General features: G+C 52.4%; 10 protein-coding genes. 6 read left to right on the top strand and 4 right to left on the bottom strand.

Translation table 11 applies throughout. The features are described 5' to 3' along the window. Window positions 1-90: 90 nt before the first annotated feature. From FOA19_RS18445 to FOA19_RS18435, 3 genes are all read right to left on the bottom strand, one after another. Window positions 91-1413 (bottom strand): amidohydrolase, encoded by a 1323-nt coding sequence (locus FOA19_RS18445; protein WP_149092318.1) that lies wholly within the window; start codon window positions 1411-1413, stop codon window positions 91-93. 440 nt (window positions 1414-1853) lie between these two features. Continuing rightward, the gene (locus FOA19_RS18440; RefSeq protein WP_149092317.1) at window positions 1854-3641 is read right to left on the bottom strand and encodes a thiamine pyrophosphate-requiring protein; all 1788 of its coding nucleotides are present in this window, start codon (window positions 3639-3641) and stop codon (window positions 1854-1856) included. Window positions 3642-4109: 468 nt separating this feature from the next. Further along, window positions 4110-5426: an amidohydrolase gene (locus tag FOA19_RS18435; protein WP_149092316.1), complete on the bottom strand. Its 1317-nt coding sequence runs from the start codon at window positions 5424-5426 to the stop codon at window positions 4110-4112. A gap of 222 nt (window positions 5427-5648) precedes the next feature. Here FOA19_RS18435 and FOA19_RS18430 point away from each other — a divergent pair, with 222 nt between their 5' ends. Next, window positions 5649-8576 carry a M1 family metallopeptidase gene (locus tag FOA19_RS18430; RefSeq protein ID WP_190300462.1) on the top strand — a complete coding sequence of 976 codons (2928 nt, stop codon included), beginning with the start codon at window positions 5649-5651 and terminating at the stop codon, window positions 8574-8576. Window positions 8577-8736: 160 nt separating this feature from the next. Further along, the gene (locus FOA19_RS18425; RefSeq protein ID WP_149092314.1) at window positions 8737-9342 is read left to right on the top strand and encodes an inorganic diphosphatase; all 606 of its coding nucleotides are present in this window, start codon (window positions 8737-8739) and stop codon (window positions 9340-9342) included. A 15-nt stretch (window positions 9343-9357) separates the two neighbouring features. Here FOA19_RS18425 and FOA19_RS18420 read toward each other — a convergent pair whose 3' ends face one another. Continuing rightward, on the bottom strand, window positions 9358-10233 hold the full coding sequence (locus FOA19_RS18420) for a sterol desaturase family protein (RefSeq protein WP_149092313.1): 876 nt from the start codon (window positions 10231-10233) through the stop codon (window positions 9358-9360). Window positions 10234-10381: 148 nt separating this feature from the next. Between FOA19_RS18420 and pgi the strand changes: the two genes are divergently transcribed. From pgi to yiaA, 4 genes are all read left to right on the top strand, one after another. Next, on the top strand, window positions 10382-12034 hold the full coding sequence (pgi, locus tag FOA19_RS18415; protein ID WP_149092312.1) for a glucose-6-phosphate isomerase: 1653 nt from the start codon (window positions 10382-10384) through the stop codon (window positions 12032-12034). A gap of 107 nt (window positions 12035-12141) precedes the next feature. Further along, window positions 12142-12888: a hypothetical protein gene (locus tag FOA19_RS18410; RefSeq protein ID WP_149092311.1), complete on the top strand. Its 747-nt coding sequence runs from the start codon at window positions 12142-12144 to the stop codon at window positions 12886-12888. A gap of 132 nt (window positions 12889-13020) precedes the next feature. Continuing rightward, window positions 13021-13587, top strand: coding sequence for a Crp/Fnr family transcriptional regulator (locus FOA19_RS18405; protein WP_223808977.1), 567 nt, complete (start codon window positions 13021-13023; stop codon window positions 13585-13587). Between the two features lie 78 nt (window positions 13588-13665). Beyond that, complete coding sequence (gene yiaA / locus FOA19_RS18400; protein ID WP_149092310.1) at window positions 13666-14085, top strand: inner membrane protein YiaA; 420 nt, start codon at window positions 13666-13668, stop codon at window positions 14083-14085. The last annotated feature ends 14 nt before the right edge of the window (window positions 14086-14099 follow it).

Raw genomic sequence — 14099 nt, 5'->3', positions numbered from 1 at the left:
CCCACCCCTACCCCTCCTAGGAGGGGTAGGGGTGGGTTACCACGCATTTCTGTTTTAAGCCTGGTTTCCGTAAATCAGGTCCAGAACAACTTATTTCAACGGATTGTTCAGGTAATCCACGGCTAAGCTAGCCAGCGCCCTAACACCCAGTTTCAAACCGCTTTCCTCGATGTAAAAATCCGGAGTATGGTGCGAGGGGGCTTTGGCGGGGTCCGTGCCTTTGGGCATGCCGCCCAGGAACAGGTACAGCCCCGGCACTTTCTGCTGGAAATAGGCGTAATCCTCCGCGATGGTCACGGGTTTGGTGAGTTTCACCTGGTTCGTGCCAGCCACGCGCTGCAGCGAAGGCAGCATGTGCGTGGTAAGGGCTTCGTGGTTGTAGGTCACCGGTGTCATCTCCTGAATGGAAACCTCGGCGGTAGCGCCTGCTCCGGTGGCGATGCTGGTAGCGATTTTCTTCAGTCGTTCGTGGATCTGCTGCTGCATGGGTACATCCAGCGCCCGGATGGTGCCAATCATCTCCACCTGGCTAGGCACGATGTTGGCGCGAACCCCGCCGTTGATGGCGCCCACGGTTACAATTGCTGCTGCGTTGGTCACGTCCACTTGGCGGCTCACAATAGTTTGCAGCGCCGTCACGATGTACGCCGAGGTCACCACTGGATCCACCCCCATCCAGGGAGTTCCGCCGTGCGACTGCTGGCCTTTCACCGTAATCTTGAAGTTATCGGAGCTGGCCATCATGCCCTGCGGCCGATAGGTAATGGTGCCCACCTCCACGTCTGACCGGATGTGCAGCCCGAACATAGCGTCTACTTTGGGCCCCTCCAGCACGCCTTCCTGTACCATCAGTTTGGCGCCGCCCACCTGCCCGGGAGCAGAACCTTCCTCGGCAGGCTGGAAGATGAACTTCACCGTGCCTTTCAAATCTTTCTTCACACCGCTGAGCACCTCGGCCACGCCCATGAGCATGGCTACGTGCGCATCGTGGCCGCAGGCGTGCATCACACCCACTTGCTGTCCCTCAAAGGTGGTCTTCACTTTAGAGGCGAACGGCAGGTTATGGGTGTTGTTCTCAGTGACAGGCAACGCATCCATGTCGGCGCGCAGGGCTACTACGGGTCCGGGCTGACCGCCTTTGAGAATACCTACCACACCGGTTCTAGCCACGCCGGTTTTCACTTCCAGCCCCAAGGCTTTCAAGTGCTTCGCTATTTTCTCCGCGGTTTTGACTTCAAAGTTTCCTAGCTCAGGATTCTGGTGCAGTTCGCGGCGCCACTGAATGACTTTGGGTTCAATCTTATCGGCGAGTTGGTCTATCTGTGTTTGCGCTCCGGTCGTTTGTGCATTGCCGATGAGCGATAAGCCCAGAAAAGAAGTCAGGAAAAATAGAAGCGATTTATGGGAAAGCATAAGGTCCTTTCGTTTTGCGCCGATTTCTGTAAATCAGCTTGAAAACACAAAAGTACGCCACCCAATCGGGAAAAGGAATTTTACACTAGAGTTGGTTAAAAGCTTCAAGTAAGAACCATTAACTGTATTTCGCAGGTGCGAGCTTGCAACTCGTGTCCGCACGCATTGCTAACCAAAAGTCTTACCCTTTTTGTCATCCTGAAAGGATCTTGGGAGCGAACGGCAATACCGTTTCTTCAACGTCTTTTTAGTTCGCCACAAGATCTTTCCAAGATGACAAAAGGAAGAGAGTATCTTTATGATGGGAACAGAATACCTAGGCTCTGAACAGCAGGAAGCAAAAGAGGATCAGGAATGCGTGCGGACACGAGCTACAAGCTCGCGCCAGCATTTTAAACGTTTAGAGTCTGTTTTCCAAAAACAAGCCCTAAACGAACCCGCTATTCTTCCTTGTCTTTCGCTTCTTCTACAGCTGCTTTCAACGGTTCCTCCAGGCGCTGCTCAGCGGCGGTGTCTCCTTTCTCAATGGCTTCGGCAATGTTCTCGGCGAAGTTGGCGGCTACTTGCGGGGTAATGGGCATGATCTCTGGATCGGTGAGGGCGTCAATGACTACGGGGCGATCTGCGCTTAGGGCGGTTTCCCAGGCGGCGTCAATCTGGTCTGGCCGTTCAATTCGGATACCTATTAACCCGATGCTCTCGGCATAGGCGGCATAGTTGAAATCAGGCAGGACTTGGGAATCATCGAATTTAGGATTGCCTTCGTTCATGCGCTGTTCCCAGGTCACGAAATTGAGATCACGGTTGTTGAGCACTAGTACAATCAGGCGCGGATCACTCCACTGGCGGTAGTATTTCTGAATAGTCAGCAGTTCCTCGGTGCTGCCCATCTGCATGGCTCCGTCGCCGGCAAAAGCGAAGGCTACGCGATCAGGGAAGGCGAACTTAGCGGCCAGCGCGTAGGGCAAGGCGCAGCCCATGGTGGCCAGCGTGCCGGAAACGGAGAACTTCATGGTGCCTCTGATTTTGATGTATTGCGCCATCCAACTGGAGGAGGAACCAGAGTCAGCGGCCAGGATACAGTTATCAGGCAGACGCGGCGACAGCTTTTCAAAGACTAGCCGCGGGTTCACCGGATTGGCCGGATGGCTGGCTTCCTCGGCTAGCTGTTTTCCCCAGGTCTGGATGTTCTGTTCAATGGTCTGTCGCCAGGTTCGGTCTTCTTTCGGTTGCAGCAGCGGCAGGAGCGCACGCAGGGTCTCGGCGCTGTCCCCGATGAGCGGCACTTCCATGGGGTAGCGGATGCTGAGCATACGGCCATCCAGGTCAATCTGCACGCCGCGGGCCTGGCCTTCTTTGGGCAGGAACTCGGCGTATGGGAAGCTGGACCCGATCATGAGCAGCGTGTCGCAGAGAGCCATCATTTGGTGGCTGGCCTCCGTCCCGAAGAACCCGATGGCGCCCGTCACAAACGGCAGATCATCGGGCAAGGCGGCTTTGCCGAGGTACGCCTTCGCCACTCCGGCCCCTAGAACTTCGGCAATTTGCGTGACTTCCGGGGCAGCGTCTTTCGCGCCGGCGCCAATCAAGATAGCGACTTTCTTGCCGGCATTCAGCACCTCGGCGGCTTTCTGCAAATCTTCGTCGCGGGGCAGCACGCGCGGCGGCAAGTACCCGATGCCGGAGTGCACCGTGCCATGCTTGTGCTCCGGTTCCTGGTACTCCAGTTCCTGCAGATCGCTCGGCAGGATGACGCAGGTGACAGTTCGCTGGTCTTTGGCGATGCGGAAGGCACGGTCAATGAGGTGCCGTACCTGGCTGGGCTCGGTGGCCATCTGCACAAACTCGCTGGCTACGTCCTTGAATAACGATACTAGGTCTACCTCCTGCTGGCTGTGTCCGCCCAAGGCCGTACGCGCTTTCTGCCCTACAATGGCTACTACTGGCTGATGGTCTAGTTTGGCATCATACAAGCCGTTGAGCAAGTGGATAGCCCCGGGGCCCGAGGTTGCTAGACAAACGCCTACTTCACCGGTGAACTTGGCGTGCGCGCAGGCCATGAGGGACGCCACTTCTTCGTGCCGCACCTGGATGAACTTTATCTGTTCGCTGGCGCGGTCCAACGCTCCCATCACACCGTTGATGCCATCGCCGGGATACCCGAAGATGCGGTTCACGCCCCATTTCTGCAGGCGCTCTACTATGAAATCACTGACTTGCTGTGGCATACGCGGTTGGTTTAAGGGCTTCTTTTGCGAAAAGAGGCTCTAAACAGGTACGACCTTAGGGGCAGATGGTTCAGTTGAGGAAGGATCTACAGGAATAGAAGAGGCTTGTTCTAGCGGTCCAACAACTAAGTAGCGGTAGATAGCAGAGATTCTCCCCTTGAGGGGAGATAAAGAGGGGTGTTTACAAAGGAGAGCACGCATTTCAGAATTAAATAACAAAAGATATCTTCTCATCAGAGAAGCAAGCATCATCAGCAATGCGTGGATCAGCAGGTGTAAACACCCCTCTTCGCTCCCCACAAGGGGAGAGTCTGCGTTTAGCTAAAGTCTTGAGTAAATTCTACTGAGTTAAAATCTGCAAAAAGGCTAGTTGAAAACACTGGTAACTCTAGAAACAAAAACGCCCTGCTTTGAAGCTGTTTTCTCTAAAACAGCCTCAAAGCAGGGCGTTAAAACGTATGTCGCGGTTTACTTCTTCAACGGGTTGTTCAGGTAATCCACGGCCAGGTAGGCCAGAGTGCGGACGCCTAGTTTCAAGCCGCTTTCGTCAATCATGAAGTCTGGGGTGTGGTGGGCTGGAATTTTAGAAACATCTTGGCCTTTAGACATGCCGCCTACGAACACAAACACGCCAGGTACTTTCTGCTGGTAGTAAGCGAAGTCCTCGGCACCGGTTACGGCTTTGGTGAGCACCACGTTCTGCTGGCCTGCCACGGTGTGTAACACAGGCAGCATGTGGGCGGTGAGGGCTTCGTGGTTGTAGGTGATGGGGGTGTTTTTCACGATCTCTACCGTAGCGGTGGCGCCGGAACTGGCGGCGATCATCTCGGCGGTGCGGCGCAGTTTCTCGTGGAGCTGTTCCTGCATTTTGGGGTCCAGGGCCCGGATGGTACCTATCATCTCCACTTCCTCGGGGATGATGTTGGTTCTTACCCCGCCGTGGATGGCGCCCACTGTGATCACAGCCGCCTCGTTGGTGAGTTCCATCTGGCGGCTCACAATGGTCTGGATGCCGTTGATGATCTGCGCCGATACCACAATCGGGTCTACGCTCATCCAGGGGTACGCGCCGTGTGCCTGGCGGCCTTTCACCTTGATCTTGAAGTTATCCGAGCTGGCCATGGTGCCCTGTGGACGGTATTTAAGCGTGCCCACCTCGGTGGCCGAGTTGATGTGCAGCCCGAAGATGGCGTCTACTTTAGGATTCTCCAGGGCGCCCTGGGCCACCATCACATCGGCACCGCCTTCTTCGCCGGCGGGCGCACCTTCCTCAGCGGGCTGGAAGATGAATTTCACAGTGCCTTTCAGGTCTTTCTTGTGCTGGGCCAAAATCTCGGCGGCGCCCATGAGCATGGCTATGTGGGTATCGTGCCCGCAGGCGTGCATCACGCCCACTTCCTGGTTGTTGAACGTGGTGCGCACTTTAGAGGCGAAGGGCAGGCTGTTGCGCTCCGTCACAGGTAAGGCATCCATATCGGCGCGGAGGGCGACCACGGGTCCGGGCTGACCACCTTTCAAGATGCCGATGATGCCGGTTTTAGCTACGCCGGTTTTCACTTCAAACCCGAGACTCTTCAGGTGCTTGGCCACTTTCTCGGCGGTCTTTACCTCGCGGTTACTCAACTCAGGATTTTGGTGGAAATCGCGGCGCCACTGGATGACTTTGGGCTCCAGTTTATTCGCGAGCTGGTCAATCTGGGCGTGCAGATTGGTGGTTTGGGCCTGGGCCACCTGGGTAAGCGCCACCAGCGCGGCTGCCGAGGCTAATTTCTTGAAAGGACTCATTTGTTTGCTTAGTGAAGGGTAGTGATGTTTCGCACTCCTATGTTAAGCATAATTTCTGAAAAACAGGGCAAAATCAGGTGTAGGGGCAATTCCTTGTGGTTGCCCATTTAATTGTCCAAACGCGCTAGGGCAACCACAAGGGATTGCCCCTACCTCAAATTAATTGTAATTTCAGCCGAATATTAGATTTTCAAGATGCTGCCTCGCCTGTTATTTTCCCTATTGCTTCTGCTTCCCTTTTCTGTTTTCGCCCAACAGGCCTATTGGCAACAGGAGGTGAACTATAAAATTGAGGTGACGCTGGATGATGTGAACCATATTCTTTCGGCCACAGAACAGATTGAGTACGTGAACCACTCGCCGGAAACGCTCACATTTCTGTACTTCCATTTGTGGCCCAACGCCTACCAAGACCGCAACACGGCCTTCGCGAAGCAGCAGTTATTTAATAATGAAGACAAGTTCTACTTCGCCAAGGAGGAGTCCCGCGGTTCTATTTCGGGGCTGGATTTCAAAATAAACGGCCAAAACGTGAAATGGGAACTAGATGCCAAGAACCCAGACATCGCGAAGCTTACTTTGAACCAGCCGTTGGTGCCGGGCGGCAGAATCACTATCAGCACTCCTTTTCAGGTTAAGTTGCCGGATTCTTTTTCGCGGTTGGGGCACGTGGGGCAATCGTACCAGATCTCGCAGTGGTACCCTAAACCGGCGGTATTCGATCAGAAAGGCTGGCACCCGATGCCGTACCTGGACCAAGGCGAGTTTTACTCCGAGTTCGGGTCGTTTGATGTGCGCATCACCTTGCCCGCCAACTACACCGTGGGCGCCACGGGGGTGCTGCAGAACGAGCGCGAGCAGACGCGTATGGACAGCCTGGCGCGGGTGACGGCAGCCATCAAAGAGTTTAACACGGAGGATCTGGCATTTCCGGCCTCGGCGAAAGCCACTAAAACCCTGCACTACAAACAAGACCGCATCCATGATTTCGCTTGGTTCGCTGATAAGCGGTTCCATGTCTTGAAAAACGAGGTGGTGCTGCCTTATTCCAAACGTCCGGTGACTACCTGGCTTTTGTTCACGAACCGGGTGGCGGACCAATGGATTGGGAGAGCGCACGAGATCAACGATGCCGTCTACGCCTACTCTTTGTGGCTGGGTGATTACCCCTATAGCCAAGCCACGGCGGTAGACGCCGCCCTGAGCGCCGGCGCGGGCATGGAATACCCCATGGTAACCGTCACTGAGCCCGAGGCCATCATTCATGAGGTGGGCCACAACTGGTTTTACGGTATCCTGGCCAGCAACGAGCGTAAACATCCCTGGCTGGATGAGGGCATCAACTCTTACTATGAATTCCGGACCAAAGCGCTGCGAAATAAATATGCGGGTATGGTGTCCAGCGAGGTGAATACGAATGCCTTCGGGAAGTTCCTGGGGGTGGATGATTTGCCGCCGGCAGCTATTGACAACCCGGCCTATCTGTCGGCGGTTAGCTGCGGGTTGGACCAACCCGTGACCGCTCCGGCAACCCAGTTCAGGACCCTCAATTACGGCACCATCGTTTACCTCAAAACGGCGCAGCTGTTCCAGTACCTGGAGAAGTACCTGGGCACCGCCCGCTTTGACAGCGCCATGCACACCTATTATCGCCAATGGCAGTTCAAGCATCCATATCCCGAGGATCTGCAGGCGGTGCTGGAGAAATCCACGGGCGAAAAGCTGGGTTGGTTTTTCAAGGACTTGCTGCCTTCCACTACCCTGCCCGATGCGCACCTGCAAACCGTCACCTCTTCCGGTGGATCTACCCAGGCAATTGTGCGGCAAACCGGGAAACTGGCCTTGCCGGTGCAGGTGGCCGCGCTGGACGCCGCGGGAAAAACGCTGGAATCACACTGGACCAAACCGGGCGAAAAAGAGCAGACCGTCACCTTCACCGCCTCCGGTATTGACCGCATCGTGGTAGACCCTGAGTACGTGTTCCCGGAGCTGGACCGCCGCGACAACCAGTCCCGTTTAGGGGCTCTTTTCCCGAAAAGTGAACCTATTCGCCTTCAGCCTTTCCTAAGCGCAGATCGGATAGACCAGAAACAACTCTTCGTGGCACCCTCGTTGGGGTATAACACTTTTGACGGTTTCCAACTGGGGGCAGCCTTCTACAACTCGTTTCTTACGGAGCACAAGCTCAATTACGTGGTCATGCCGATGTACGGCTTCAAGAGCAGCCGACTGACGGGCCTGGCCGATGTGAAGTTCAGGATTCCGGCGCAGGGCTTTCTGCGGAAGGTGGAGTTGGGTGTGCTGGGCCAGCGGTTTGCCAACTTTCACAGCATCGCGCCTAGCCTCACGATCCACAACCGCCTGCATAATCCCACCACGGCTCGGCAGCAACTCACGCTGGCCTGGCACTACGTGCAGGATGATTTCCTGCCAGATTTCCACGCCCCTCACCTCGCCTATCAGCTTTCTACCCAAAATGCGGTGGCAGGAACCCAGGTAAATTTAGACGTCACCCATTTCAGGTACACGACTTCGGTACCTACCTTCATTGTAACGCCAAATACCCCGGAAGAAGGGTTTCAGGAGGTGGACTTCTCTCCTACTCGTTTTAGGCTTTCTTTAGAAAACTGGTTCAAATACCGGCCTGAAAAGGAAATCAGGGTGCGAGGCTTTGTAGGCTTCATGGCCGATAACGACTATTCCCGAAGTCCATACTATCTGGGTCTGGCCGGCAGCCCCGATTACCTGAAGCAGACGCCGTTCTTTAACCGCACCGAGATGTTCACCACCTCACAAGGCAGTTCAGCGGCCATCCGGCAGACCGATAGGCAGGACGGCGGTTTCCGGAACGGGGTGCCCGTTATGAGCCAGGAATGGCTGGCCGCCCTCAACCTCACCGCCGATTTACCGGTGACGTCCTTCGCCGTGTACCTGGACCTGGGCCGCGTGCAGGAGCAGGATAAACTGTTCTATGGCACGGGCCTGCAGCTTTCCTTTTTCCGGAACGCCCTCCAGGTTTACTTCCCGGTGGCGGGCAGCAACTACGCTTCTGACCTCCCCAAAAACTTCAAAGATTTTAGAAACAGCATCCGGTACTCGTTGAATCTGCAAAGACTGAACCCCTTCCGGTTGCTGGACGAGTTGCAGTAGAGATTGAGTGCATGAGTGCGTGAGAGATTGAGTGAATGAATGGTTGGGAGAGTGCCAGGAAAGGTAGAAAATGGAGAGTGCTGGTTCAGCTTGAAAGAATCTATTTTTTAGCTATCTTACAGAAAACAGGCCCAAAACGCCGCCACTTCCTACTACCACCATGCCCTTTATTCACAGAACCTATTGGCCGCTCCCGCTGCTTCTCCTGGCATTTCTCTGCTTTGGCTGTAAACCCAATTATCGTGAACTCCCGGCCATCACCGAGACCAAGCACTGGCAGGCGGTGGTGGAAACGCCCTCCGGCTCCACCATGCCGCAGGTGTATGATGCGCAGGAGAAAAAGTTTGTGCCGCAAGTGGAGGCCGGGCAGCCGCGCAAGCTGGAGTTTCTGCCCTACCCCGGCAACGAGGGCTTTATCCCGTCCACGCTGGTAGACTCTGTGGATGGCAAGCAGGCTGGTCCGCTGCCTGTGGTGATTCTTTGCAACCAGAAAGAGCCGGGTACGGTGCTGGAGATTTTGCCGGTGGGCGTGATGATCCTGGAAAGCGAGGGCGAACTGCGGAACCTGGTGGTAGCGGTGCCGGCGCGGCCCAGCGAGCAGACCATCTCGCCCAACTCCTTCAGTGATTTCTCGGCTCGTTACCCGGCGGTCAAGAAGATTCTGGAACAGTGGTACCTCAACGTGAATCCGCGGCAACCCACCCGCTTATCGGCGTGGAAAGACGAAGCCTTCGCCGATAGGCTGATTCAGCAGGGCGTGCAGTAGGCATTCTTTGTATGGTTACCGAGCCAATTCAAAAATAGGCCGCTTAATGTGTGGCCTGTCTGGCTCCTCGCCGCTGGGCAACTTCCAGGAGCGGATGGAGGTGAACGGCAGGCGCAACAAATTTGCATAGGTAAGCTCCTCTGCCTCTTGGTAGGCAGGAACCCCAATGGTAATTTCCTGCTGCGGCACGTTTAGGCGGAGCGTTTGGTGCAGCCGGTCCCAGAAAGAAAACACCACTGAGTAATTGCTGTTGGTTTCGCGCAGCACAATAGAATGGTGAATCCCATGCATGCGAGGTGTCACGACCACTTTGGAAAGCGCTTTCTCTACTTGGTAAGGCAATTGCCAGTTGCTGTGGTGGAAAGCCGTAGCGCCTTCATAGAAGAGTTCATACAGCAACACAGTACCAGGAGTAGTCCCCACCAAACCAGCTACCCCGCCCCGATACAACGCACTGATGGCAACTTCGCCTAGATGGAAACGCCAAGCGGTGGTAATATCCAGGTCCAGATCTGTGTGGTGCACGTTATGGAACCGCCACAGCACCGAGAAACGATGGTTAAGCGTATGCCAGAGGTAATTTCCGTAATCCAGCAGCAGAAAGGCTACTAGCGTTTTCAACGACTGGGGCAGTGGCAATCTGGGGAGTAAGCCTATTTGGCGTTTTTGGGTATAGGTTGCGGCGCCCACCAAAGCCGGGATGAGCATAAGCCGCAAGCCCACCGCAGCGGTGGCGGCCACTTTCCCGTTCATCACCAGGCGGTCTGTGCGGGGTTGTTTCCGGGAACGCAGGGCTCTGGTGGTTTCTTTCCAAAACAAAAACAGCGCCCAGCCACCCAGCACAGGCATTCCCACTTTCTGAAACAGAGAAAAGGCATCTTCTTTCTTCATCTTTTAAGAATTGCATACCCTCCGCTATACGCAAAACCAATGCACTTTCATCACCTGGGAGGCTCCCGGCTTGCAAAAAGAGATTTCCTAAAGTCGTCACAATCCCTAACTTCGCTCGCAACTAGAAAACAGACCTAAAAGACAACGCATGTTTCCATCCATAAACCCTACAACTACCCAGGCCTGGGCCAACCTGACGCAGCATTACGCACAAATCAAAGACAGCCACCTCAAAGACGCCTTTGCACAAGACCCTCAGCGATTTGAGAAATTCAGCGTCACGTTTGAGGACATTCTGCTAGATTACTCCAAAAACAGGATTACGGAGGAAACCCGCGCTTTGCTTGTTGCACTGTCGGAGGAATGTGGTTTGAAGGATGCCATTGAGGCGATGTTCACCGGCGAGAAAATCAACTTCACAGAGAACCGCTCGGTGCTGCACGTGGCCCTGCGCAACCTGTCTAACACGCCAGTGATGGAAGACGGCAAAGACGTGATGCCCGAGGTGAACCGCGTGTTGGCGCAGGTAGAGAAATTCTCCAACGAAGTTATCAGCGGCGCCTGGAAAGGCTATACCGGCCAACCCATTGACACCATCGTGAACATAGGCATTGGCGGTTCTGACCTGGGGCCAGTGATGGTGACCGAGGCGCTGAAAGCTTACCAAAAATCCAACATCACTACCTATTTTGTTTCTAACGTGGACGGCACGCATATTGCCGAGACGCTGAAAAAGATAAACCCGGAGACGACGCTCTTCATGATCGCTTCTAAGACGTTCACCACGCAAGAGACCATGACCAATGCCCACAGTGCGCGCAACTGGTTCTTGGAGAACGCCAAAGAAGAGGAGCACATCAAGAAGCATTTCGTGGCACTGTCTACCAATGCGGTGGCCGTTTCTGAGTTCGGGATTGACACGCAGAACATGTTCGGGTTCTGGGATTGGGTGGGCGGCCGTTACTCGCTGTGGTCGGCCATTGGCCTGTCCATCGCCTGCACCGTGGGGTACGAGAACTTCCGGGAGTTGCTGGCCGGTGCGCACGCCATGGACAACCACTTCCGCAAAGCGCCATTAGACCAGAACCTGCCCGTGATCCTGGCTTTGCTGGGCATCTGGTACAACAACTTCTTTGACGCGCAGTCGCACGCGCTGCTGCCGTATGACCAGTACATGCACCGGTTCGCGGCGTATTTCCAGCAGGGCGACATGGAGAGCAATGGCAAGTACGTAGATCGCAATGGCCAACCGGTAAGCTACCAGACGGGTCCTATCATCTGGGGTGAGCCCGGCACCAACGGTCAGCACGCGTTCTACCAGCTCATCCACCAGGGCACCAAACTCATCCCCTGCGATTTCCTAGCCCCGGCCATCAGCCACAACCCCCTGGGTGATCATCATCCGAAACTCATGGCCAACTTCTTCGCGCAGACCGAGGCCTTGATGAACGGCAAAACCGAGGAAGAGGTGATTGACGAGATGCACCGCCAGAGCTGCTCTGAGGAAGAAATCCAAACCCTGAAAGCATTCAAGGTATTTGAAGGAAACCGGCCCACCAATTCCATCCTGTTCAAGCAACTGGACCCCAGAACCCTGGGCAGCCTTTTGGCCATGTACGAGCACAAAATCTTCGTGCAAGGTGTCATCTGGAACGTCTACAGCTTCGACCAATGGGGCGTAGAACTAGGCAAGCAACTGGCCAAGAAGATTCTGCCGGAACTGACGTCAGACGAGGAAATCACCTCCCATGATTCTTCCACTAACGGTCTGATTAAGCAGTTTAAAGCGTTTAGAAAATAAGCGTAGAACTTGTAAAATTCTTTTAAATTCATTCTGGTTATCTATTCCTATGAACGGATAACTGGAATGAATTTTTGCTTATGTTCTATTTAACTTTACTTTATAATATGAATAAACATACTGAACAAAGAATTAAAAGGCGTTCCAATAATGGAACCGTTATTCAATTATCCACTCCTATCGTTTTCTTTGGAAATATCAAGAAGTCTAGAATAGCGACACTAGGCATCAATCCAAGTAAGAACGAATTTTTAGATAAGGGAATTGAGCTAACTGGAAATAGCCGTAGGTTTGAAACTCTTACATCTTTAGGTGCTACAGACTTAGAATTACTAAATGACTCTCAAGTTGAGAAAGTTGTAGAAAGCTGTTTGAGTTACTTCAACAATAACCCCTATAGAAAATGGTTTGACCAGTTACAGAATTTTATATTAAACAATTTTTCTGTTTCTTATTATTTGGAAACAGCTTGTCATTTAGACATTGTACAGTGGGCCACAGACCCAATCTGGAGAGATTTAGATTATTTTACTAAATCAGAATTAATCCAAAATGATATTAAGTTTCTCAAAGAACAACTATTGCACGAACAAATAGAGGTATTGTTAATCAATGGACGAGAGGCCAGCAACCTTTTTCAAAATTATTTCAAACCAATACTTTTAAAGCATGAGAGGCTTGTAGTAAAAAATAAAACATGCGACATGTATTTTTCAGAGCTTGAACTTGGAAACAGAACATTAAAGATATTCTCGTGGAGTAATAATCTACAATCTTCAATTGGCATTACAAATGAAATGAGGAAGGAGATTGGTTATTGGATTAAAGAAAAATCAATTGCTAATATAATATAATATAAACGTCTTTCTTCATCCGACTGTCTTGCTCGCTAATAGTACAAATATGTTAGCCAACCTTAAAACCAGATTCGTTTCTTCCAATACCAATAATCTTCAATTCAAGCCCCAAAGTAAAATAGCTTCATAATGAATGCACTTTTTAACTGCATTTCACACTATCACCCTATTTCCTCAAGAGCATGGGAAGCCCTTTCTAAAGCCTTAACGCGGGTAGAGATTTCCAGAAATTCGTTTTTAGTACAAGAAGGAATGGTGTGCAATAACCTGTACTTTCTTGAACAAGGCTGTTTGCGTGGCTACTATAACCTGGATGGAAAGGAAATCACCTATTGGTTTGGCTTCGAAAACAACTTCATTACTTCTTTTTATAGCTTTATCTCCCGCAAGCCGGGTGTAGAGAACATACAGATGTTAGAAGACTCTACCTTGTGGGGTATCAGTTTTGAAGCGTTGAACCAGTTATTTGATTATCACAGCGACCTTGAGCGTCTTGTACGGATCATCAATGAGCAGTACTACATCAGACTGGAGGAGCGGTTTATGGGCATGCAATTCAAAACGGCGCGGGAACGGTATGAGCAACTACTGGAGACCTCCCCGCATATTCTTCAAAGAATCTCCCTCGGGCAAATTGCGTCTTACCTCGGTATTAGTCAGGAAACGCTGAGCAGAATACGAAGTCACGTTGTATAGTCTTCCTTTTTGACAATTGTCAAAAGAAAGGATTAAGGGGTGCTGTACTTTTGATTCATCACTTAACAAAAGAAAAAAATGAATCAGAAACCATCAAACGCGTTTGTTGCCGCCTCTTGGGCTACTTTACTTACCGGTATTACTGCCTACATGATTGGGTTGTGGAATGCCCAAATGTTGCTGAACGAGAAGGGCTATTATTTCACCGTACTGATGTATGGCTTGTTCTCGGCTATCTCTCTCCAGAAAAATGTACGCGACCAATTGGACGGTATTCCGGTTACCAATATCTATTACGGACTTAGTTGGTTCTCTACCATTCTGGCGGTGGTGTTGCTGACCGTAGGCCTTTGGAATGCCAACTTGCTTCTCAGCGAAAAAGGCTTTTATGCCATGTCCTTCCTACTTAGCCTTTTTGCCGCTATTGCAGTCCAGAAAAACACCAGAGACAGTTTAGGGCAAGAAGTTCCTGCTAAGAATAATGTTGAGGTGTATTAAGTTGGAGCAAGAAT

The organism is Rufibacter hautae (assembly GCF_008271695.1).
Lineage (GTDB): Bacteria > Bacteroidota > Bacteroidia > Cytophagales > Hymenobacteraceae > Nibribacter > Nibribacter hautae.
The sequence above is the reverse complement of the archived record's forward strand: the minus strand, read 5'-3'. Positions and strand labels throughout refer to the sequence as shown.

Bases quoted from the DNA above. Each gene is read 5' to 3' on its own strand.
- FOA19_RS18445 (WP_149092318.1), bottom strand. From the start codon at position 1,413: ATGCTTTCCCATAAATCGCTTCTATTTTTCCTGACTTCTTTTCTGGGC.
- FOA19_RS18440 (WP_149092317.1), bottom strand. From the start codon at position 3,641: ATGCCACAGCAAGTCAGTGATTTCATAGTAGAGCGCCTGCAGAAATGG.
- FOA19_RS18435 (WP_149092316.1), bottom strand. From the start codon at position 5,426: ATGAGTCCTTTCAAGAAATTAGCCTCGGCAGCCGCGCTGGTGGCGCTT.
- FOA19_RS18425 (WP_149092314.1), top strand. From the start codon at position 8,737: ATGCCCTTTATTCACAGAACCTATTGGCCGCTCCCGCTGCTTCTCCTG.
- FOA19_RS18420 (WP_149092313.1), bottom strand. From the start codon at position 10,233: ATGAAGAAAGAAGATGCCTTTTCTCTGTTTCAGAAAGTGGGAATGCCT.
- pgi (WP_149092312.1), top strand. From the start codon at position 10,382: ATGTTTCCATCCATAAACCCTACAACTACCCAGGCCTGGGCCAACCTG.
- FOA19_RS18410 (WP_149092311.1), top strand. From the start codon at position 12,142: ATGAATAAACATACTGAACAAAGAATTAAAAGGCGTTCCAATAATGGA.
- FOA19_RS18405 (WP_223808977.1), top strand. From the start codon at position 13,021: ATGAATGCACTTTTTAACTGCATTTCACACTATCACCCTATTTCCTCA.
- yiaA (WP_149092310.1), top strand. From the start codon at position 13,666: ATGAATCAGAAACCATCAAACGCGTTTGTTGCCGCCTCTTGGGCTACT.